Source organism: Tsukamurella paurometabola (assembly GCF_900631615.1).
GTDB lineage: Bacteria > Actinomycetota > Actinomycetes > Mycobacteriales > Mycobacteriaceae > Tsukamurella > Tsukamurella paurometabola_A.
The window spans coordinates 923,301-941,732 of record NZ_LR131273.1 but is presented as its reverse complement, the minus strand read 5'-3'; the positions used below and the strand labels follow the sequence as shown (position 1 = coordinate 941,732).

The following is an 18,432-nucleotide window of genomic DNA, read 5'->3' as shown; positions in this document are numbered from 1 at the left end:
CCGCGCTCCGGTGCTACGGGGTGAACCGCGCGACGGTCACGCCCGCACCGTCGAGCACGGTGCGCAGGCGCCGCGCCACCGCGACCGCGGACGGGTTGTCGCCGTGCACGCACACCGAATCGGGCGTGAGCTCCACCTCGGTGCCGTCGATCGCCAGGGCGGTGCCGTCGCCGACCATGCGCAGCACGCGCGCGGCGATCTCGTCGGGGTCGTGCAGCACCGAGCCCTCCCGCGACCGCGGGACGAGCGCACCGTCGGGCAGGTAGGCCCGGTCGGCGAAGGCTTCCCGTACCGTGCGGAGCCCGCGCTCGGCGGCGATGCGCAGGAAGGCGGAGCCGGGCAGGCCGAGCACCGGCAGGTCCGGCGCGGCCGCGAGCACGCCGTCGACGACCGCCGCGGCCTGCGCCTCGTCGGCCACGATCCGGTTGTAGAGCGCGCCGTGCGGCTTGACGTAGGCGACGGTGCCGCCGACGCTCCGCGCGACCGCCTGCAGCGCGCCGATCTGGTAGATCACGTCGGCGGTGAGGTCGGCGGCGGGGACGTCCATGGACCGGCGGCCGAAGCCGCGCAGGTCCGCGTAGCCCACCTGGGCGCCGATCGCTACCCCCGCGGCCACGGCGGCGGCGCAGGTCTCCCGCAGCGTCGTCGGGTCGCCGGCGTGGAAGCCGCACGCCACGTTGGCCGAGGTCACCACGTCGAGCAGAGCGGCGTCGTCGCCGAGGCGCCAGGCGCCGTAGGACTCGCCGCAGTCGGCGTTGAGGTCGATTCTCACGACCTCGACGGTACTGCGTGCACGCAGTCGTGCGCGGCGGTGTCGGCCGGCGCGACGGTGCCGCGGCGGCCGCGCTGCCCGAGCAGGCGGCAGACCATGTAGATCAGGAACGAGATCGACGTGACGAACACGGACACCGGCAGCGCGGGGGCCAGCGACAGGACGATGCCGCCGACGGCCGAGACCAGCGCGAAGATCAGTGACAGCAGCGTCGCCCGGCCGGGGGAGCTGGTGACGCGGGCGGCCGCGGCGGCCGGCGTGATGAGCAGGCTCATCACCAGCAGCGCGCCGACGATCTGCACGCCCTGCGCGGCCGCGGCGCCCACGAGCATCGCGAAGACCACCGACAGCGTCTTCACCGGGACGCCGTGCGCGGCGGCCACGTCGGGGTCCGTGGAGAGGAACAGCAGCGGGCGGTAGATGACCGCGAGGATCGCCAGCACCACGACGGTGGTGATCGCCATGAGCGTCACCCCGCTCATCCCGACGGCCACGATCTGCCCCGTGAGCAGCGCGAACGCGGTGCCCTGCCGGCCCTCGTGCAGCGCCAGGAAGAGCACCGAGAGGCCCAGGCCGAACGCCATGATCACGCCGATCACCGAGTCCCGCTCGCGGGCGTACACGCCGAGCAGGCCGAAGAGCAGGCCCGCGACCAGCGCGCCCAGCAGCGCGCCCGAGCCCACGCTCCAGCCCATGAGCAGGGCGAACGCGGCGCCGGTCAGCGACAGCTCGGACGTGCCGTGCACGCTGAACGCCATCTGTCGCGACACGATGAGCGGGCCCATCACCCCGGCGAGCACGCCGAGCAGCGCCGCGGCGAGCAGCGCCTGCTGCACGAAGGGCTGCTGCAGCAGCTCCCACGTCAGCTCGACGTTCCCGAATTCGCGCAGCCGGTCCATCAGTGCTCCCCTCCCACCACGACCAGCCGGTCGCGCACGTGCAGCACGTCGACGGGGGTGCGGTACAGCCGCGTCAGAGCATCGGAGGTCATCACCTCGGCGGTCGGCCCCACCTCGAACCGCCCGTCCACCAGGTAGAGGACGCGGTCGCAGTAGGGGAGCACGGGGTTGATCTCGTGCGTCACGAACAGCACGGCGGTGGCGTGCTCGCGGCGGCGGCGCTCGATGAGCGAGCCGGCCAGCTGCTGGTTGCCCGGGTCCAGGGAGAGCAGCGGCTCGTCGCACAGCAGGATGGTCGGGTCCGAGGCCAGGGCCTGCGCCACCCGCAGGCGCTGCTGCTCACCGCCGGAGAGCGAGCCGATGGGCGCGTCGGCGAAGGCCTCGGCGTCCACCTGGGCCAGCGCGGCGTCGACGGCGGACCGTCGGGCCCGGCGGTTCCGCAGGCCAAGGCCCCAGGCGGCACCGTCGAATCCCAGGCCCACGAGGTCGCGGCCGCGCAGGGGGACGGCGCCGTCGAGCGCGCGCTGCTGCGGGATGTAGCCGATGCGGCCGTTCACCTCGGCGGTGCCGGCGGAGAGGTGGCTCTGGCCGAGCAGGATGCGCAGCAGTGAGGTCTTGCCGGCGCCGTTCGGGCCGAGGACGGCGACGAACTCGCCGGGCGCGATGTCGAGGTCCAAACCGTCCCAGAGGGTGCGGTCGCCGTAACGCAGCGCGGCGTCGCGCAGCCGGATGACGGGCGCGCCGTTCGACGGTGCGCCGGCCGGGGTCGCGCTCACGGGCGCGGCGCGAGCGCGTCGGACAGCGCCTTGACGTTGCCGGCCTGCCACGCCGTGTAGTCGTCGACGCCGGCGGGCAGCGACTCGGTGACCTTCACGACGGGGACGCCGGCGGTCTCGGCGGTCTTCGCCAGCGCCGCGGTCACGGGGCTCTCGGTCTGGGCGTTGAGCACCACGGCGCGCACCTGCTTGCCGCTGACCAGGGCGTTCGCGGCCGCGATGTCGGCGGGCGCGGGGTCGGTGCCGGACTCGATCGCGGCGGTGTAGCGGGCGGGCGCCACATCGGTGAGGCCCGCGAGGGTCAGGAGGTAGCCGGCGACGGGCTCGGTGGCGGCGATCTTGGCGCCCGGGTTGGCGTGGCCGATGGCGCGCGCCTGCCCGATGACGGTGTCGAGCTTGGTGGAGAACGCGGCGGCCCGGCTCTCGTAACCCTCTCGGTGTGCGGCGTCCTTCTCGGCGAGCGCCTTCGCGACGGCCGCGGCCACCTTCTGCATCGTGGGCAGGTCGTAGAAGACGTGCTCGTTCTCGTGCGCGTGGTCGTGCTCGTTCGCGTCGCCGTGCTCGGCGGCGGTGGTGCCGGACTGCACGGCGACGGCGTCGACCTTCGCCGCCGAGGTGCCCTCGGCGGCCTGCTCCATGTAGGCGTCGTAGTGGCCGCCGTTGTACACGAGCACCGCGGCCTTCTTGACCTTGAGCGTGTCCTGGGCGGACGGCTCGAACTCGTGCGGGTCGCCCGTCGGGTTGGCGAACAGCGAGGTCACCGTCGCGTCGTCGCCGGCGACGGCCTTCGCGACCGCGCCGTAGACGTCGGTCGAGGCCACGACGGCGGGCTTGCCGTCGCTCGAGTCCGAGGAGGCGGTCCCGCATGCGGTGAGCGCCAGGGCCACGGCGGTGACGGCGCCGGCGACCCGGGTGAGACGAAGGCGGTTGCGCACGGCGGGGCTCCTCTGACAGCAATGGGAATCGTTGTCATTTAGAGTAGCGGCGACGTCCTCCGGCTGTCGAATAGGCGAATGCGCATGTATCAGCGCGTTTCCGCGGCCTCCGCCCGCGCCGCCGCGGCCGCCTCCTCGGCGATCGCCCCGAACTGCGCGCCCATTGCGGCCGAGAGGGCCTGGGCCGCCGACAGCGGGCGCACCATGACCATGAAGTCGTCGATCTTGCCGTCGGCGCCGACGTGGATGAAGTCGCAGCCGGTGACCTTCTTGCCGTCGACCACGGCCTCGAAGACCAGGGCGTGGTCGTCACCGTCGTTGATCTCGCGCACGTAGCGGAAGTCCTCGAAGACGCGCAGCACGCCGCGCAGGATCGCGGCGGTGATGTGCCTGCCCTCGTAGGGCTTGAAGGCGACGGGGCTGGTGAAGGTCACGTCGTCGGCGAGCAGGCCGTCGAACGCCTCGCCGTCGCGGGCCTCGACGGCGGCACGGAACTCACGCATGGCAACTCCTACTAAATTAGTTGAATAGGTCTACCGTCGAGTATAGGCAACTAGTTGAATAGAATGGAAGGCATGGCGCTGCGGCACGCGATCTCCTCGACGCTCCTCGTGCTGGGGGAGGCCTCGGGCTACGACCTCTCCAAGGAGTTCGACGGTGCCCGGGCCAACTTCTGGGTCGCGACGCCGCAGCAGCTCTACCGCGAGCTCGAACGCATGGAGTCCGACGGGGCGATCGTCGCGCGGACCGTCGAGCAGGAGAAGCGGCCGAACAAGCGGGTCTTCCGGCTCACCGACGCCGGCTGCGCCGAGCTCGCCGCCTTCACCGCGACCACCCCACGCGCCACGGCGATCCGCGACGAGCTGATGGTGCAGGTACAGGCGGTCGAGGTGGGCGACCCGGCCGCGGTGTGCGAGGCGGTCCGCGCGCTGCGGGACGCCGCCGCGGCGAAGCTCGAGTACTACGAACGCATCGAGCGCAGCTGGCTGGGCGAGCGCACCCCCGAGGAGCTGCTCGCCGACCGGCGTCTCGGCGGGCCCTATCTCACGCTGCTGCGCGGCCTGCGGTTCGAGCGGGAGAACCTCGATTGGGCCGATCTGGCCCTGCCCGTGCTGCGCGCACGCATCCTCTGACCGGCGAGGCACGCGTTTGCCGTCCCGAACGTCCGCGGGTGTGTCACGCTGTCGGGAAACGCTTCTGGGGAGGAGCTCGGCATGGACGAACGCCGGGGATCACGCGCACGCATCGCCGCGACGGCCGGGGGAGGGGTGGCGCTGTGCGCGCTCCTCGCGACCACGGCCTGCGGCGGGGGCGGCACCACCACGACGCGGACCGTGACGGCGGCGCCGGTCACGTCGTCGGCCCACGCCCCGGGCGCGACGGACCCGGGTGCGACGGACGCCGGCGCGACGACGGCCGCGTCGGCACCGGTCGGTGAGGTGCCCGGCAGTCCCGGCGCCGCGAAGGCGCTGCGGCCGTGGCTCGCCGACGTCACGGCGAAGGACCTCGCCGCGCTCACTGCGAAGTGCTGGACGCAGCCACCCGGCGTGATCGGCGCGATGTACGGCGACGCCGCGAAGATCGCGGAGGCCGTCGCGAAGCCGGGCGTGCTCGGGCAGTTCGGCCCGCAGTGGCGCAGTGCGACCACCACGGTCCACCTGCGCCCCAGCGAGGTCGCCTCCGCGTACGGCTGCCCGGACGTCTACCCCACGGGCGGTGCGATGCCGGTCGAGAAGGCGCGGTACGCCGTGGTGCGGTATCTGAGCCGGCACGTCGGGAAGCCCGTCAACGCGGCCGATGTCGAGGCGGACTATCCGCTGCTGTGCCAGGTGCGCAGCGGGACTCCGGACCTGTCCGAGGTCACCGGGTTCGCGGCGGATCAGGTCGAGGAGCCTCGGGTGGTCACGACCTCGGCGGGCAGGGTGACGTCCGTGACCTCGCGCGTCGACACCCGTTCGGGTATCCGCAAGGCGGCGAACTTCACCCTGGACACGGGGCCGGACGGCTACTGCATCAGGAACTTGACGCTCCGCTGATCCCCGTCGGACACCTCCGCTGACCGGGGTGTTGACGTTTCGTTCGAGGAATTCTCCGAAACCGGTGAGAAGTTTCGGCCGCATCCCTATCATTCGCGTAGGACAACCCGTGTAGGCCTGCGGACTGCGATCCGCAGAATCGGACCCGGATCGCCGGGGCTCTCGGGATCGCGAGTACGGAGGACGGATGAGGACGACCGGTGCGAGGGCATCAGCCGTTGTGCGCTGCCTGCTGGTCGCGATGCTCGTGGTCGCGGGAACGGCCTGGGGTGGGGGTCTGGCCCAGGCGGACCCGGCGTACAACCAGTGGGTCGACGTGTGGGACAAGGCCGTGGGGCGTGCCGACTGCCGCCCGGGCGACAGGGTGGAGACCGGAATCCAGGGGGAGGTTCCGCTGGAGGACCGCAAGAGCCGGCGCAGCACGAAGGGGTACAACTGCAACATCGATCTGGTCGGCCAGGATCAGGGCGACGGTGCCGGCATCGTCAGTCCGAGTTACAAGAACTGTTCGTACATCTCCACGTCGTTCCCGACGAATCTCGTCGGCGGCCGGGGGCCGGGCGTGCGGGTGATCGACAACTCGGATCCGAAGAAGCCGCGGCAGACGGCGGTGCTCAACGAGCTCGCGATGGTCACCGGAACGTGGGAGTCGTTGAAGGTCAACGAGAAGCGCGGCCTCCTGGTGGGCACGTCGGTGCCGGCACCGCCGGGTATGGGCTTCGGCTACCTCTCGATCTACGACATCTCGAAGGACTGCACCCGGCCGCGCCTGCTCAACCCCGGCGCCGGCACCAACCTGGGCATGCCGATCCCGATCACCACCCACGAGGGCGCGTTCTCGCCGGACGGTAAGACGTACTGGGCCTCGGGCGCTGTGGGCGGGCACCTCAGCGCTGTCGACATCACCGACCCGTCCCGCCCGATGGTCGTGTGGTCCGGCATCACGGGGATCGAGGGGCACGGCGTCGGTATCTCGCCGGACGGTCGGCAGCTGTACGCCTCGACCCTGGCCGGAATCACGGTGATCGACGTCTCGGCCGTGCAGGACCGCAAGCCCCGCACCGTGGTCACGGCTCCGGTGCCGCACGTCGGCCGACAGTTCTGGCTCGACGGTCAACTCACGCAGCACAGCATCTACGTCACCTACGGCGGCGAGCCGTACGTGTACGTGGTCGATGAGACCGGTTCCGGCGGTGTGAAACTGATGAGCCTGCGCGACCTCTCGGCATTGCGGCTGCGGAATCAGATCAAGCTCGAGATCAACCTGCCGAAGAACGCGACCAGGTGGGCGTCGAGCGCCACCGCCACCAGCGTGTTCGGGTACGACGCGCACTACTGCACCGTCGACCGGGAGAACGATCCGCGGGCGATGGCGTGCGGCTGGATCCAGTCCGGCATCCGCGTCTTCGACATCCGCGACCCCGACCGGATCCGGGAGATCGCCTACTTCAATCCGCCCGCGCAGACGGGGAAGAACCTGCAGCTGCCGAACTCGTTCCACGCCACGCTCCTTTCGATCGCGGCACCGCCGGTGCTGGGCACGTTCGCGGTGGCTCGCGCGATCCTGCAGGGGCAGGCATCGCCGAACGGCCTGTTCAACGATCAGAGTCGGCTGCTCGGCGCGGACCTCTCGGCCGACTGGTGCATGTCGCCGCCCGAGTTCCGTGGCAACGACCTCATGGTGAGCTGCATGGACAACGGCTTCATGCGGCTGCGCATCGACCCGACCGTCTACCCGCCGCGCGGATGACGCCACGACCGCCGTTGATCGCCGCCCCGGCGAGGAAGTGAAGGAAGCGTGCCTGTGACCGAACGGAGATCGGGAGCGACCGTGCAGCGGTGCCTGCTCGTCGCGCTGTTGGCCCTCGTGGGCGTGCTCGGGGCGCCCGGCGCCGCGAGCGCCGACCCGTCGTACATCCCGGAGACCGGCAGGTGGGACAAGGCCGTGGGGCGTGCCGACTGCCGCCCGGGCGACCGGGTGGAGACCGGCATCCAGGGCGACGTACCGCTGGAGGACCGCAAGAGCCGGCGCAGCACGAAGGGCTACAACTGCAACATCGACCTGGTCGGCCAGGACCAGGGCGACGGTGCCGGCATCGTCAGCCCGAGTTACAAGAACTGTTCGTACATCTCCACGTCGTTCCCGACCAATCTCGCGGGCGCCCGCGGGCCCGGCGTGCGGGTGATCGACAACTCGGACCCGAAGAAGCCGTGGCAGACGGCGGTGCTCAACGAGCTCGGCGTGGTCACCGGAACCTGGGAGTCGTTGAAGGTCAACGAGAAGCGCGGCCTCCTGGTGGGCACGTCGGTGCCGCTCGCCGTCGGCTTCGGCTACCTCGCGGTCTACGACATCTCGAAGGACTGCACCCGGCCGCGGCCGCTCAACCCGGGGGAGGGCACCAACCTGGCGATGCCGATCCCGATCACCACCCACGAGGGCGCGTTCTCGCCGGACGGTAAGACCTACTGGGCCTCGGGACCCATCGCCGGCCATCTCACGGCGGTCGATATCACCGACCCGTCCCGCCCGATGGTGGTGTGGTCCGGCATCACCGGGATTTTCGGCCACGGCGTCGGATTCTCCCCGGACGGTCGGCAGCTGTACGCCTCCACCGTCGCCGGGATCACGGTGATCGACGTCTCCGCGGTGCAGGACCGCAAGCCCCGCACCGTGGTCACGGCGCCGGTGCCGCACGTGGGGCGCAAGTTCTGGCTCGACGGCAACATCACCCAGCACAGCATCTACGTCACCTACGGCGGCAAGCCGTACGTGTACGTGGTCGACGAGGCCGGGTCGGGCGGCGTGAAGCTGCTCAGCCTCAGCGATCTCAAAGAGCTGAAGCTGCGCAACCAGATCAAGCTCGAGATCAACCTGCCGAAGAACGCCACGAAGTGGGCCGCGAGCGCCACGTCGAACGGCGTCTTCGGGTACGACGCGCACTACTGCACCGTCGACCGGCCGGAGGAGCCGCGGGCGATGGCGTGCGGCTGGATCCAGTCCGGCATCCGCGTCTTCGACATCCGCGACCCCGACCGGATCCGGGAGATCGCGTACTTCAATCCGCCTGCGCAGACGGGGAAGAACCTGCAATTGCCCAACTCGACGCACGCCATGCTCGGCTCGATCGTCGCGCCGCCGGTCATGGGCACGCTGTCGATCGCGCGGTCGATCCTGCAGGGGGAGTCCCCCGTCGGTGGGTTGCTCAACGATCAGAGCCGGCTGCTCGGCGCGGACCTCTCGGCCGACTGGTGCATGTCGCCGCCCGAGTTCCGCGGCAACGACCTCATGGTGAGCTGTATGGACAACGGCTTCATGCGGCTGCGCATCGACCCGACCGTCTACCCGCCGCGATGACGGGATTCACGGAGCGGCGGTCGGTCCGCGTGGCGGCGGCGGTGGTGGCGGTGGCCCTCGCGGTCGTGATCGGCGTCGTGATCGGGAAGGGGGTGCGCGCAGAGCCGGCGGCGCAGCAGCCCGGCGGGCCGCAGCGGCTCAGCGCCGCCGACATCGGCTTCGCGCAGGACATGATGGCCCACCATCAGCAGGCCCTGCAGATGGTCGAGCTGTTGCGGCCCGACCTCAGCGCGGACATCCGCGGGATCGCCACGCAGATCCAGTTGTCGCAGAGCCGCGAGATCGGCGTGCTGATGGGCTGGCTCGAGGTGCTGGGGGAACCGCTGCAGAACCCGAATCCCATGGCGTGGATGACGGATGCGTCGTCCGCTGCGGCGCCGACGACGACCGGGGGCGGCGGGCACGGCGGCCACACCATGCCGATGCCGGCGGACGGATCGACATCGACGAGCGCTGCCGCGTCGGCGGCCCCGTCGACCACGATGCAGCACTCCATGCCCGGCATGGCGACCAGCGAGGAACTCACCAGGCTCGCCGACGCCACCGGCGTGCAGCAGGAGCTGCTGTTCCTGCAGCTGATGCTGCGGCACCACCAGGGCGGCGTCGACATGGCCGGCTACGCGCAGCGGAAGGGCGATGCGCCCGCCGTCCGGCAGCGGGCGACGGCGATGGCCAAGGAGCAGAGCGACGAGATCAGCATGATGCTCATGCAACTCACCGCACGGAACGCCTCGGCCCTGCCGTATCCCTGAACCGCTGCGCTCAGCGCACGACGTGGGGCATGAGGGCGTCGGGCGGGATGACTCCGAACTTGCCGGCGTTGTAGTCGTCCAGCGCCTGCATCAGCTCGGCCTTGGTGTTCATGACGAACGGGCCGTACTGCGCGACGGGCTCGCGGATCGGCCGGCCACCGAGGATCAGCACCTCCATCGCGGGGCGGTGCGAGTCCTGCGACTCGTCGGCGGCCACGGTGATCCGGTCGCCGGGGCCGAGCTGCGCGAGCTGGCCCTGGTGGATCGGGTGCCCCACGGGGCCGACGGTGCCCTTGCCGCTGAGCACGTAGACCAGCGCGTTGAAGTCGCGGTTCCACGGCAGCGAGGCCTCGGCGCCGGGCGCGATGGTGGCGTGCACGAAGTTGATCGGCGTGCGGGTGGATCCGGGGCCGGCGTGCCCGTCGACCTCGCCCGCGACGATGCGGATCAGCGCGCCGCCGTCGGGGGTGGTGACGAGCGTGGTCTGCCCGCCCTCGAGGTTCTGGTAGGCGGGCGTGGTGAACTTCTCCGACTTCGGCAGGTTCACCCACAGCTGGATGCCGTGGAAGGTGCCGCCCGATTCGACGAGCTCCGCGGGCGGGGTCTCGATGTGCAGGATGCCGGAGCCGGCGGTCATCCACTGGGTCGCCCCGTCGGTGATGAGACCGCCGCCGCCGTGGCTGTCCTGATGCTGGAACAGCCCGTCGATCATGTAGGTCACGGTCTCGAAACCGCGGTGCGGGTGCCAGTTGGTGCCCTTCGGCTCGCCCGGCTCGTACTCGACCTCGCCCATCTGGTCCATGTGGATGAAGGGGTCGAGGTCGCGCGGGTGGACGCCGGCGAACGCGCGCACGACGGGGAAGCCCTCGCCCTCGTGGCCGCGGGGGCCGGTGGTGATCTTCCGGACGGGGCGCTGCGTGTCCGACGGTGCCGCCGCGGTGATGCGGGGCAGGGTCAAGGTGTCTGCTGTGACGGCGGGCATGTCGTCCTCCTCGTGGAGTGGCTGGTGAAGCTGACACTACCATCAACCGGACCGTAGTCCGATTAATTCCTCGCGGGTTCCTCGGGTTGGAAGGAGGGCATCGTCGTTCGCATCGGTCATTCCCGCCGCAGCGAACTCGAGGCTGCGCAGAACGAGGCGCAGGCCGCGTGGCTATGGTCGAAGCCGTGACTCGATCAGTGGGCTTGGCCGTCTCGTACGACGGCACGGAGATCTTCTACGCCGACCACGCGGAGGGAGCGGACCCGGCCAAGCCGGCGTTCCTGCTGGTCCACGGCTGGTCGGCGAGTTCGGACTCGTGGGGCGCGCCGTTCATCGGCGAGCTGACCGGTGCCGGCCACCGCGTGGTCGCCGTGGACAACCGCGGCCACGGCCGCAGCTCGGTCCCGGATTCCGAGCACCCGTACTCCACGGAGCGCTTCGCCGACGATCTCGCGGTGGTCCGCCGCGACCTCGGCCTGAGCGACGTGATCCTCGTCGGCTGGTCGTACGGCGGCCTGATCATCGCCGATCACCTCGCGACCCACGGCACCGACGGCGTCAAGGCTGTGGGCCTCATCGGTGCGATCACCTCCATCGGCGGCGCGAAGGACACCGGCCCGTTCCCCGGCGGCGTCACCGGCGCGTCGATGAACGCGGCCCTGCCGGCCGCGCTGTCGGCGCACCCCGGTAAGGCGATCACGGCGCTGGCCAAGCTGCGGATGCTGCCGCACGGCTTCGATCAGGACGCGCTCGGCCCCGTCGCCCAGCAGCAGTTCGGTATCGCGCTGTCCACGCCTCCGGCGGTGCGCGGCGGCCTGTTCCGGCGCACCGTCGACCACGACGCCGACCTCGCGGCCTGGACCTTCCCGGTCCTGGTGCAGCACGGCCGCGACGACGAGGTGGTGGCGCCGTCGACCGCGGAGCATCACGCACGCATCCTGCCGAACGCCACCCTGTCGTGGTGGGACGGCGGCGGCCACGCGCCGTTCGTGGTGGATCCGGCTCGCAGCGCCCGCGAGCTCCTGGCCCTGCAGGGTTAGGCTGGAGGGCGTGCCTACTGGGAAGTCCGCGGCCGTGCCGCGCCGGATCGCGGTGCTGTCGGTGCACACCTCGCCGCTGGCGCAGCCCGGCACGGGCGACGCGGGCGGGATGAACGTCTACATCTGGCAGACCTCCCTCGAGCTCGCCAAGCGGGGCATCGAGGTGGAGATCTTCACCCGCGCCACCGCATCCACGGATCAGCCGATCGTCGAAGCCGCGCCCGGCATCCGGGTGCGCAACATCGTCGCCGGCCCCTTCGAGGGACTCGACAAGACGGACCTGCCGGCTCAGCTCTGCGCCTTCGCGGCGGGAGTGCAGCGGGCCGAGGCCCGCGAGGAGCCCGGCTACTTCGACCTCATCCACTCGCACTACTGGCTCTCCGGCCAGGTCGGCTGGCTCGCGCGCGACCGCTGGGGCGTGCCGCTGGTGCACACCGCGCACACCCTGGCCGCGGTGAAGAACGACGCCCTCGCCGTCGGTGACACCGCGGAGCCCCAGGCCCGCCTCATCGGCGAGCAGCAGGTCTCCGACGAGGCCGATCGGCTCATCGTCAACACCGAGGTCGAGGCCGGCCAGCTGGCCCGGATCCACGACGTCCCGCCCGACCGGATCGACGTGGTCTACCCCGGCGCCGACCTGAACACCTACACGCCCGCGGCCTCGGACGACGCCCGCGCTGCGGCCCGCCGGGGGCTCGGCCTCGCGCCCGAGGAGCTGGTGCTCACGTTCGTCGGCCGCATTCAGCCGCACAAGGCCCCGGACCTGCTGCTGCGCGCCGCCGCGCCGCTGATCCACGCGCACCCCGAGCGGCGCATCCGCGTGCTCGTGATCGGCGGGCCGTCGGGCACCGGCCTCGAGCGCCCCGACGCGCTCATCGCGCTGGCCCGCGAGCTCGGCATCGAGCACGCGGTGACCTTCGGGCCGCCGCGCCCGCCCGCGGGCCTCGCCGAGGTCTACCGCGCGTCCGACGTGGTCGTCGTGCCCAGCTACTCCGAGTCGTTCGGCCTCGTCGCCGTCGAGGCGCAGGCGTGCGGCACGCCGGTCGTGGCGGCGCAGGTCGGCGGGCTGCCGGTCGCCGTCGCCGACGGGGTCTCCGGCCGCCTGGTCGACGGGCACGAGCCGCCGGTGTGGACCGCCGTGCTGGACGAGCTCACCGCGGATCCCGCGCTGCGGCAGCGGCTCGCCGACGGTGCCGCCGCCCACGCCCGGCAGTTCTCCTGGGCGCGCACGGCCGACGGCCTGCTGGAGAGTTACGCGAAGGCGATCGAGGCGCGAACCGTGGCGGTGCAGACGGTGCGCCGCCGCCGGCGCCGGACGGGAGCACGAGTATGACCACGATGACGCCCGAGCAGATCGAGAAGGCACTCACCGATCGGGAGCTCGAGTTCACGCGCAAGGAGGAGTCGGGCAAGGACGACGCCCACTTCGTGATCGAGCTGCCCGGCGAGAAGAAGCTGAAGACCACCACCCTGCTGACGCTGGGCACGCACGGCGCGCGGGTGGAGGCCTTCGTCTGCCGGCACGTCGACGAGAACTTCGAGGGCGTGTACCGCTATCTGCTGCAACGCAACCGGCGCCTGTACGGGGTGGCGTACACCCTCGACAAGGCGGGCGACATCTACCTCACCGGCCGGTTCGCCGAGCTGACCGAGGACGAGCTCGACCGGATCCTGGGGCAGGTCCTCGAGGCCGCCGACGGCGACTTCAACACCCTGCTCGAGCTCGGCTTCTCCACCGCGATCCGCCGCGAGTTCGACTGGCGCGTCTCCCGCGGCGAACCGTTGTGGAACCTCAAGCCCTTCGAGCACCTGCTGCCAGATTTTCCGGAGCTCCCGGAGCGCTGACCTCGTCGGCCGCCTCGGCATCGCCGGCGGCGCGCGAGCGCGGGATGGCCAGGGCCACCACGGCGGCGACCGCGGCGACGACGCCGGCGATCACGAACGACTCGGTGAACGCGGACTCCGCGGGCAGCTCGACGGCGCGCGGAGTGCCGGCGCCCAGGGTGATGGTGGTGCGGGTGAGCACCGTCGCCATCACGGCCGAGGCGACCGCGGTACCCATCGAGCGCATGAGCGAGTTGAGGCCGTTCGCGGCGGCCGACTCGGTCTCCGGGACGTTGCCCATGATGAGGGCGGGCATCGCCGAGTACGCCACGCCCACACCGCCGAACACGATCATCGAGCCGAGCGACATCTTCCACGTCGCGTCGGTGAGACCGAGCAGGGCGAAGTAGCCCGCCGCCGACATGGTGGCGCCGATCGCGAGCGTCAGGCGCGCGCCGATCCGCTTGGTGAGCAGCGCGGAGACGGGGGAGAGCGCCATCATCACGAGGCCGCCGGGCACCATCCACAGGCCCGCGTTGAGCATCGTCAGGCCGAGGCCGTAGCCGGTGGCCTCGGGGATCTGCAGCAGCTGCGGCATGGTCAGCATGAGCGAGAACATCGCGAAGCCGACCATGATCGAGGCGAGGTTGGTCAGCAGGATCGGCCGGCGCGCCGAGATCCGCAGATCCACCAGGGATTCGCGGGTGCGCAGCTCCCACCATCCCCACAGGACGAGGACGACGACGCCGCCGACGGCGCAGCCGATCGTGGCCGCCGAGGTCCACCCCCAGCTCTGCCCCTTGGTGATCGACAGCAGCACGGAGACCAGGCCGACGCTCAGCCCGACGGTGCCGACCACGTCGAACTTCCCGGGGTTGAGGTTCGGCGACTCGGGGACCACGACGTACACCAGCCCGAGCGTGATGACGCCCAGCGCGAGTGAGAACCAGAACAGCGTGTGGTAGTCGAAGTGCTCGGAGATGTAGGCGCCGAACGGGATACCGATCGCGCCGCCCACGCCGAGCATCGCCGACATGAGCGCGACGGCGCCGGGGATCTTGCGCGCGTGCAACTCGTCGCGCATGAGCGAGATGCCCACCGGCACCAGGCCCATCGCGAAGCCCTGGAACGAGCGGCCCACGACGGTGAGCAGCAGCGTGTGCGACAGCGCGCAGATCAGCGATCCGGCGATGAGACTCAGCAGGCTGGTGAGCAGGATGAGGCGCTTGCCGTACATGTCGCCGAGGCGCCCGGCGATGGGCATGGCGACCGACGAGGCGAGCAGGGTGGAGGTGATGACCCACGAGGCGTTGTCGGCCGTGGTGTCCAGCAGGTGCGGCAGCTGGCCGACGAGCGGCACCACCAGCGACTGCATGAGGGAGGCGAGGAGTCCGCCGAGGCACAGGACGGCGATGAGGAGTCCGTCCGACGGGGCCCCGGCACGGGTCTTTCGGAGCATGTCTGTCATGCCGTCCGACGGTAGTTGCAGAATACAACTCAAGCAACCGGGTGCGGCGAGCGTCACGCCCGCCGGGGGCATTGTGACGTGCATTAATGTGGGGCCGCGAACCGCCACGAATCGGGCTTTCCGGCCCTAGGGTCTGTCGTGTGAACCCCACGACGAAGCTCCGCGCCGGCGCCGCGATGCTCCTCGCGGCGATCGTGGTGCCGATCCTCCTGGTTCTCACGCTCACGCTGCCGCAGTTCCGGCTGGACGCGCGGCCCGTCCCGCTCGACGGTGCGCCGCACACCGTCGAGCTGCCGGCCGGCGCGGAGTACGCGGTGCTCGCGGCGACGCGGACGAAGGAGGGCGCACCGTCGTGCACGCTGACCGGACCCGACGGTGCGCCGATCCCGCTGCGCGAGGTGTCCGGGGGTGTCACCGTGGAGAACCGGATGGTGCTCCGCGTCTTCGACACGGGCTCCGGCGCGATCACGGCGACGTGCCCGCCGACGCCGGGCTACACGGAGGTCGTGCTGGGGAAGCGGCCCGACATGCCGCGCCTGCTGGGCGGGATCTTCGGGGCCTTCGGGTTCGCGCTCCTGGTGGGCGGGCCGGGCCTGGTGCTCCTCATCGGAGGTCTCCGGGGTCGCGCACGAGACGCCTGATTTTGGTTATGACCAGTTTCGCTGATCTGCGGGTATTCGGTGCGCGGGGCCTTTAGACTGGCCCCATGGAAATCGTGATCCGCCCGACCCCCGCCGACGTTGCCGTCACCGCCGCCGACATCGTGGCCGACCACGTGCGCCGCGGTCCCGCCGTGCTGGGACTGGCCACCGGTTCCACCCCGCTCGCCACGTACCAGGAGCTGATCCGCCGCCACCGCGACGAGGGACTGAGCTTCAAGGACTGCGTCTCCTTCAACCTCGACGAGTACGTCGGGCTGCCGAAGGGGCACCCCGAGAGCTACCGCGAGGTGATCCGCAAGGAGTTCACCTCGCACGTCGACATCCCCGACGCCAAGGTCGAGGGGCCGGACGGCACCGCCGCCGACATCGCCGCCGAGGCCACGCGCTACGAGGAGGCGATCAAGGCCGCGGGCGGCGTCGACGTGCAGCTGCTGGGCATCGGCACCGACGGGCACATCGGCTTCAACGAGCCCGTCTCCTCGCTCGCCTCGCGCACCCGCATCAAGACCCTCACCACGCAGACCCGCGAGGACAACGCCCGGTTCTTCGCGTCCATCGACGAGGTGCCGATCCACGTGCTCACCCAGGGCCTCGGCACCATCTCCGAGGCGGGGCACCTCCTGCTCCTCGCCACGGGCGAGGGCAAGGCCGAGGCGATCGCGGCCACCGTCGAAGGTCCCGTCGCCGCGATCAATCCCGCGTCGGTGCTCCAGTTCCACCCGCACGTCACCGTCGTGATCGACGAGGCCGCCGCGTCGCAGCTGCGCCTGCGGGACTACTACGTGCACGTCCTGGCGAACAAGCCGGAGAACCAGCCCTTCTAGGGCTCAGGCCCCTCGGGGCCGAACAGGCCCGTCATCAGGGCCGCGAGGCTCGCGGCGAAGTCCTCGACGGTGGCGGGCTCCGCGTCGAGCTCCGCGCTCGCGCGCAGGTTGGGCACCGCGTCGCCCGGCATCGTCCCGACGAGCTCGTCCATGCGCTCGTGCGTCAGCGGCGTCCCCTCCGCGCGCTGCCGCAGGTGGGAGAGCACGCTCCCGAGCGTGAGGCTCCAGAGTGCGCGGTAGGCCGAGAGCGCTGCGGCGCGGTCGCCGGTGAGCTCGTACGTCGCGCCCATCACGGCGTCGGTGAGCAGGAGTGCGCCCCGGCCGATCCGCTGCGGCCGGATGAGCGCCTCGGGCACCCACGGGTGCGCCGTGAGCGCCTTGTAGAGGGTGGTCATCGCCAGCCGGATGCATGCGCGCGGCTCGTCCGGGAACGGGATGGCCGCGAAGGGCTCCGCGATCGCGTCGAGCGCCAGCGCCAGCAGGTTCTCCTTGTCGTCCACGTGCCGGTACAGGGCCATGGTGGTCACGCCCAGGTCGCCTGCGAGCTCCTTCATCGTGAGTCCGTCGACGCCGGCCTCGTCGAGCCGGGCGAGGGCCCGTTCGACGATCCGTTCCCGCGTGATGCTGGGCGGGCGGCCGCGGCGCGGCGTGATCTGGCGCATGTCCCCATTCTGTCGGAGGGGGCTTGTGAGCGAGGATGACTGAGGCTACCCTTCCAAATTATGTTACTCGATACACAAAAAACTCCCGTGCGGGCGGCGCTACTCCTGGCGGGGCTGTCCCAGTTCCTCGTGGCCTTCGACGCGTCCGTCACCAACGTCGCGCTCCGAGCGATCCGGGACGATGTGCACTTCAGCCCGCAGGGCCTGTCGTGGGTGGTGAACGCCTACGCGATCGTCTTCGGCGGGCTCCTCCTCCTCGCCGGCCGGCTGTCGGACCGGTTCGGCCCGCGAGCGCTGTTGCGCTTCGGCTTCGCACTGTTCACCGTCGCCTCCCTGGCCGCGTACGCGTGCCACGAGCCGTGGCAGGTGATCGTGGTCCGGGTCCTGCAGGGGATCGGTGCCGCCGCGATCGCGCCTGCGGCGATCACCTCGGTGGCGCTCACGTTCCGCGAGCCGGAGCAGCGCGCGAAGGGCTTCGCGGCCATCGCGATCGGCGCCTCGGTCGGCGGCGCGGTGGGCGTGGTGCTCTCGGGCGTGCTCACCGACGCGTTCGGCTGGCGCACCGTGATCGCGTGCGGCGCCGTGGTTTCGGCCCTCGGTCTGGCGCTCACCTCCGCGGCTCCCGGGCCGGTGACGGGGGCGGACCGTCGGACCGATTGGGCCGGAGGAGCGCTCGCCACGGCGGGGCTGACGGTGCTCGCGTACGGGATCGTCGCGGCCACCGACCACGGCTGGGGTAGCGCGCGCACGCTCGGCTGGTTCGTCGTGGCCGTGGTGCTGCTCGCGGCGTTCGTCGCGGTCGAGCGGCGAACGACGGTGCCGCTGGTCGACTTCCGTACGCTCGGCCGGCGCGCGGTGCTGGTCCCGTGCCTGGTGTTCGCCTTCGTGGTCGCGGGGCAGTTCGGCGCGTTCTACTTCGTCTCCCTGTATCTGCAGATGGGCCTGGGCTATTCGGCGACGAAGACCGGACTGATGTTCCTGCCCTTCTCCTTCGGCATCGTGGTCGCCGTGCAGATCGCCACGCGCCTCGTGCCGAGGATCGGCGCCCGGCGGGTGGTCGCGATCGGCACAGCGCTGGCGACGGTCGGCTTCCTGCTGTTCGCCCCGCTCCCCGCCGATGGCGGGTTCCTCACCGCGGTCCTGATCCCGTCGCTGGTGACCTCGGTGGGCATCGGCATGGTCTTCCTGCCGCTCCCGGCCGTCGCCACGGCGGCGGTGGCGCCCTCCGCGGCGGGCATGGTCTCGGGCGTGCTCAACACCTTCCGGCAGGTGGGCGGTGCCCTCGGGCTCGCGATCCTGGTCACGGTGTCGGCCTCGCTGAACGACGGTGCCGCCGTCCTCCCGGGCTACCGCGGTGCGCTGCTCGTGAGTGCCGGCCTCGTGGCGGCGGCGTTCGTCCTCGCCCTGCTCCTGCCCGCGAAGCAGGAAACGGCGGCTCGTTAGAA

General features: G+C 71.3%; 19 protein-coding genes. 11 read left to right on the top strand and 8 right to left on the bottom strand.

Going from position 1 to position 18,432, the window contains the following annotated elements; genetic code table 11:
- Positions 1-13: 13 nt before the first annotated feature.
- From ELY19_RS04925 to ELY19_RS04905, 5 genes are all read right to left on the bottom strand, one after another.
- Entirely contained in the window at positions 14-772 is a 759-nt protein-coding gene (locus tag ELY19_RS04925; protein WP_126195215.1) for a LamB/YcsF family protein, read from the bottom strand.
- Positions 769-1,671: a metal ABC transporter permease gene (locus tag ELY19_RS04920; RefSeq protein ID WP_126195214.1), complete on the bottom strand. Its 903-nt coding sequence runs from the start codon at positions 1,669-1,671 to the stop codon at positions 769-771. The genes ELY19_RS04925 and ELY19_RS04920 overlap by 4 nt, the downstream gene beginning before the upstream one ends.
- A complete protein-coding gene (locus ELY19_RS04915; RefSeq protein WP_126195213.1) occupies positions 1,671-2,447 on the bottom strand; it encodes a metal ABC transporter ATP-binding protein in 777 nt (258 codons plus the stop codon). The genes ELY19_RS04920 and ELY19_RS04915 overlap by 1 nt, the downstream gene beginning before the upstream one ends.
- Positions 2,444-3,382: a metal ABC transporter solute-binding protein, Zn/Mn family gene (locus ELY19_RS04910; protein ID WP_126195212.1), complete on the bottom strand. Its 939-nt coding sequence runs from the start codon at positions 3,380-3,382 to the stop codon at positions 2,444-2,446. The genes ELY19_RS04915 and ELY19_RS04910 overlap by 4 nt, the downstream gene beginning before the upstream one ends.
- An 89-nt stretch (positions 3,383-3,471) precedes the next feature.
- Complete coding sequence (locus tag ELY19_RS04905) at positions 3,472-3,885, bottom strand: nuclear transport factor 2 family protein (protein WP_126195211.1); 414 nt, start codon at positions 3,883-3,885, stop codon at positions 3,472-3,474.
- Between the two features lie 72 nt (positions 3,886-3,957).
- On the opposite strand from ELY19_RS04905, the gene ELY19_RS04900 reads away from it, so the two are divergent.
- The 5 genes from ELY19_RS04900 (at position 3,958) to ELY19_RS04880 (ending at position 9,525) form a co-directional block, all read left to right on the top strand.
- Entirely contained in the window at positions 3,958-4,515 is a 558-nt protein-coding gene (locus ELY19_RS04900; RefSeq protein WP_126195210.1) for a PadR family transcriptional regulator, read from the top strand.
- A gap of 81 nt (positions 4,516-4,596) precedes the next feature.
- Positions 4,597-5,418, top strand: a complete 822-nt coding sequence (locus ELY19_RS04895) for a hypothetical protein (protein WP_126195209.1) — start codon at positions 4,597-4,599, stop codon at positions 5,416-5,418.
- A 187-nt stretch (positions 5,419-5,605) separates the two neighbouring features.
- The gene (locus ELY19_RS04890) at positions 5,606-7,168 is read left to right on the top strand and encodes an LVIVD repeat-containing protein (RefSeq protein WP_126195208.1); all 1,563 of its coding nucleotides are present in this window, start codon (positions 5,606-5,608) and stop codon (positions 7,166-7,168) included.
- A gap of 54 nt (positions 7,169-7,222) precedes the next feature.
- Positions 7,223-8,773 (top strand): LVIVD repeat-containing protein, encoded by a 1,551-nt coding sequence (locus tag ELY19_RS04885; protein WP_126195207.1) that lies wholly within the window; start codon positions 7,223-7,225, stop codon positions 8,771-8,773.
- Positions 8,770-9,525: a DUF305 domain-containing protein gene (locus ELY19_RS04880; protein ID WP_126195206.1), complete on the top strand. Its 756-nt coding sequence runs from the start codon at positions 8,770-8,772 to the stop codon at positions 9,523-9,525. The genes ELY19_RS04885 and ELY19_RS04880 overlap by 4 nt, the downstream gene beginning before the upstream one ends.
- A gap of 10 nt (positions 9,526-9,535) precedes the next feature.
- Here ELY19_RS04880 and ELY19_RS04875 read toward each other — a convergent pair whose 3' ends face one another.
- Positions 9,536-10,507 carry a pirin family protein gene (locus ELY19_RS04875; protein ID WP_126195205.1) on the bottom strand — a complete coding sequence of 324 codons (972 nt, stop codon included), beginning with the start codon at positions 10,505-10,507 and terminating at the stop codon, positions 9,536-9,538.
- Positions 10,508-10,692: 185 nt separating this feature from the next.
- Between ELY19_RS04875 and ELY19_RS04870 the strand changes: the two genes are divergently transcribed.
- The 3 genes from ELY19_RS04870 to ELY19_RS04860 are packed head-to-tail and all read left to right on the top strand — an operon-like array spanning position 10,693 to position 13,392.
- Positions 10,693-11,547, top strand: coding sequence for an alpha/beta fold hydrolase (locus tag ELY19_RS04870; protein WP_164711519.1), 855 nt, complete (start codon positions 10,693-10,695; stop codon positions 11,545-11,547).
- Between the two features lie 10 nt (positions 11,548-11,557).
- A complete protein-coding gene (gene mshA / locus ELY19_RS04865; protein ID WP_126195203.1) occupies positions 11,558-12,880 on the top strand; it encodes a D-inositol-3-phosphate glycosyltransferase in 1,323 nt (440 codons plus the stop codon).
- Positions 12,881-12,885: 5 nt separating this feature from the next.
- Complete coding sequence (locus ELY19_RS04860; protein ID WP_374101511.1) at positions 12,886-13,392, top strand: type III secretion system chaperone family protein; 507 nt, start codon at positions 12,886-12,888, stop codon at positions 13,390-13,392.
- Here ELY19_RS04860 and ELY19_RS04855 read toward each other — a convergent pair.
- Positions 13,340-14,839 (bottom strand): MFS transporter, encoded by a 1,500-nt coding sequence (locus tag ELY19_RS04855; protein WP_126195201.1) that lies wholly within the window; start codon positions 14,837-14,839, stop codon positions 13,340-13,342. The two genes, ELY19_RS04860 and ELY19_RS04855, sit on opposite strands and share 53 nt — an antisense overlap.
- A gap of 140 nt (positions 14,840-14,979) precedes the next feature.
- Here ELY19_RS04855 and ELY19_RS04850 point away from each other — a divergent pair, with 140 nt between their 5' ends.
- Together ELY19_RS04850 and nagB are read left to right on the top strand one after the other, a co-directional pair.
- Positions 14,980-15,480: a hypothetical protein gene (locus ELY19_RS04850; RefSeq protein WP_126195200.1), complete on the top strand. Its 501-nt coding sequence runs from the start codon at positions 14,980-14,982 to the stop codon at positions 15,478-15,480.
- 65 nt (positions 15,481-15,545) lie between these two features.
- Positions 15,546-16,325 carry a glucosamine-6-phosphate deaminase gene (gene nagB, locus ELY19_RS04845; protein WP_126195199.1) on the top strand — a complete coding sequence of 260 codons (780 nt, stop codon included), beginning with the start codon at positions 15,546-15,548 and terminating at the stop codon, positions 16,323-16,325.
- Here nagB and ELY19_RS04840 read toward each other — a convergent pair.
- Complete coding sequence (locus ELY19_RS04840) at positions 16,322-16,987, bottom strand: TetR/AcrR family transcriptional regulator (protein WP_126195198.1); 666 nt, start codon at positions 16,985-16,987, stop codon at positions 16,322-16,324. The genes nagB and ELY19_RS04840 overlap by 4 nt on opposite strands.
- Before the next feature lie 87 nt (positions 16,988-17,074).
- Between ELY19_RS04840 and ELY19_RS04835 the strand changes: the two genes are divergently transcribed.
- Positions 17,075-18,430, top strand: coding sequence for an MFS transporter (locus ELY19_RS04835; RefSeq protein ID WP_227967188.1), 1,356 nt, complete (start codon positions 17,075-17,077; stop codon positions 18,428-18,430).
- Positions 18,431-18,432 lie beyond the last annotated feature (2 nt).

Bases quoted from the DNA above. Each gene is read 5' to 3' on its own strand.
- nagB (WP_126195199.1), top strand. From the start codon at position 15,546: ATGGAAATCGTGATCCGCCCGACCCCCGCCGACGTTGCCGTCACCGCC.
- ELY19_RS04900 (WP_126195210.1), top strand. From the start codon at position 3,958: ATGGCGCTGCGGCACGCGATCTCCTCGACGCTCCTCGTGCTGGGGGAG.
- ELY19_RS04895 (WP_126195209.1), top strand. From the start codon at position 4,597: ATGGACGAACGCCGGGGATCACGCGCACGCATCGCCGCGACGGCCGGG.
- ELY19_RS04860 (WP_374101511.1), top strand. From the start codon at position 12,886: ATGACGCCCGAGCAGATCGAGAAGGCACTCACCGATCGGGAGCTCGAG.
- ELY19_RS04920 (WP_126195214.1), bottom strand. From the start codon at position 1,671: ATGGACCGGCTGCGCGAATTCGGGAACGTCGAGCTGACGTGGGAGCTG.
- ELY19_RS04855 (WP_126195201.1), bottom strand. From the start codon at position 14,839: ATGACAGACATGCTCCGAAAGACCCGTGCCGGGGCCCCGTCGGACGGA.
- ELY19_RS04880 (WP_126195206.1), top strand. From the start codon at position 8,770: ATGACGGGATTCACGGAGCGGCGGTCGGTCCGCGTGGCGGCGGCGGTG.
- ELY19_RS04875 (WP_126195205.1), bottom strand. From the start codon at position 10,507: ATGCCCGCCGTCACAGCAGACACCTTGACCCTGCCCCGCATCACCGCG.
- ELY19_RS04840 (WP_126195198.1), bottom strand. From the start codon at position 16,987: ATGCGCCAGATCACGCCGCGCCGCGGCCGCCCGCCCAGCATCACGCGG.
- ELY19_RS04905 (WP_126195211.1), bottom strand. From the start codon at position 3,885: ATGCGTGAGTTCCGTGCCGCCGTCGAGGCCCGCGACGGCGAGGCGTTC.
- ELY19_RS04890 (WP_126195208.1), top strand. From the start codon at position 5,606: ATGAGGACGACCGGTGCGAGGGCATCAGCCGTTGTGCGCTGCCTGCTG.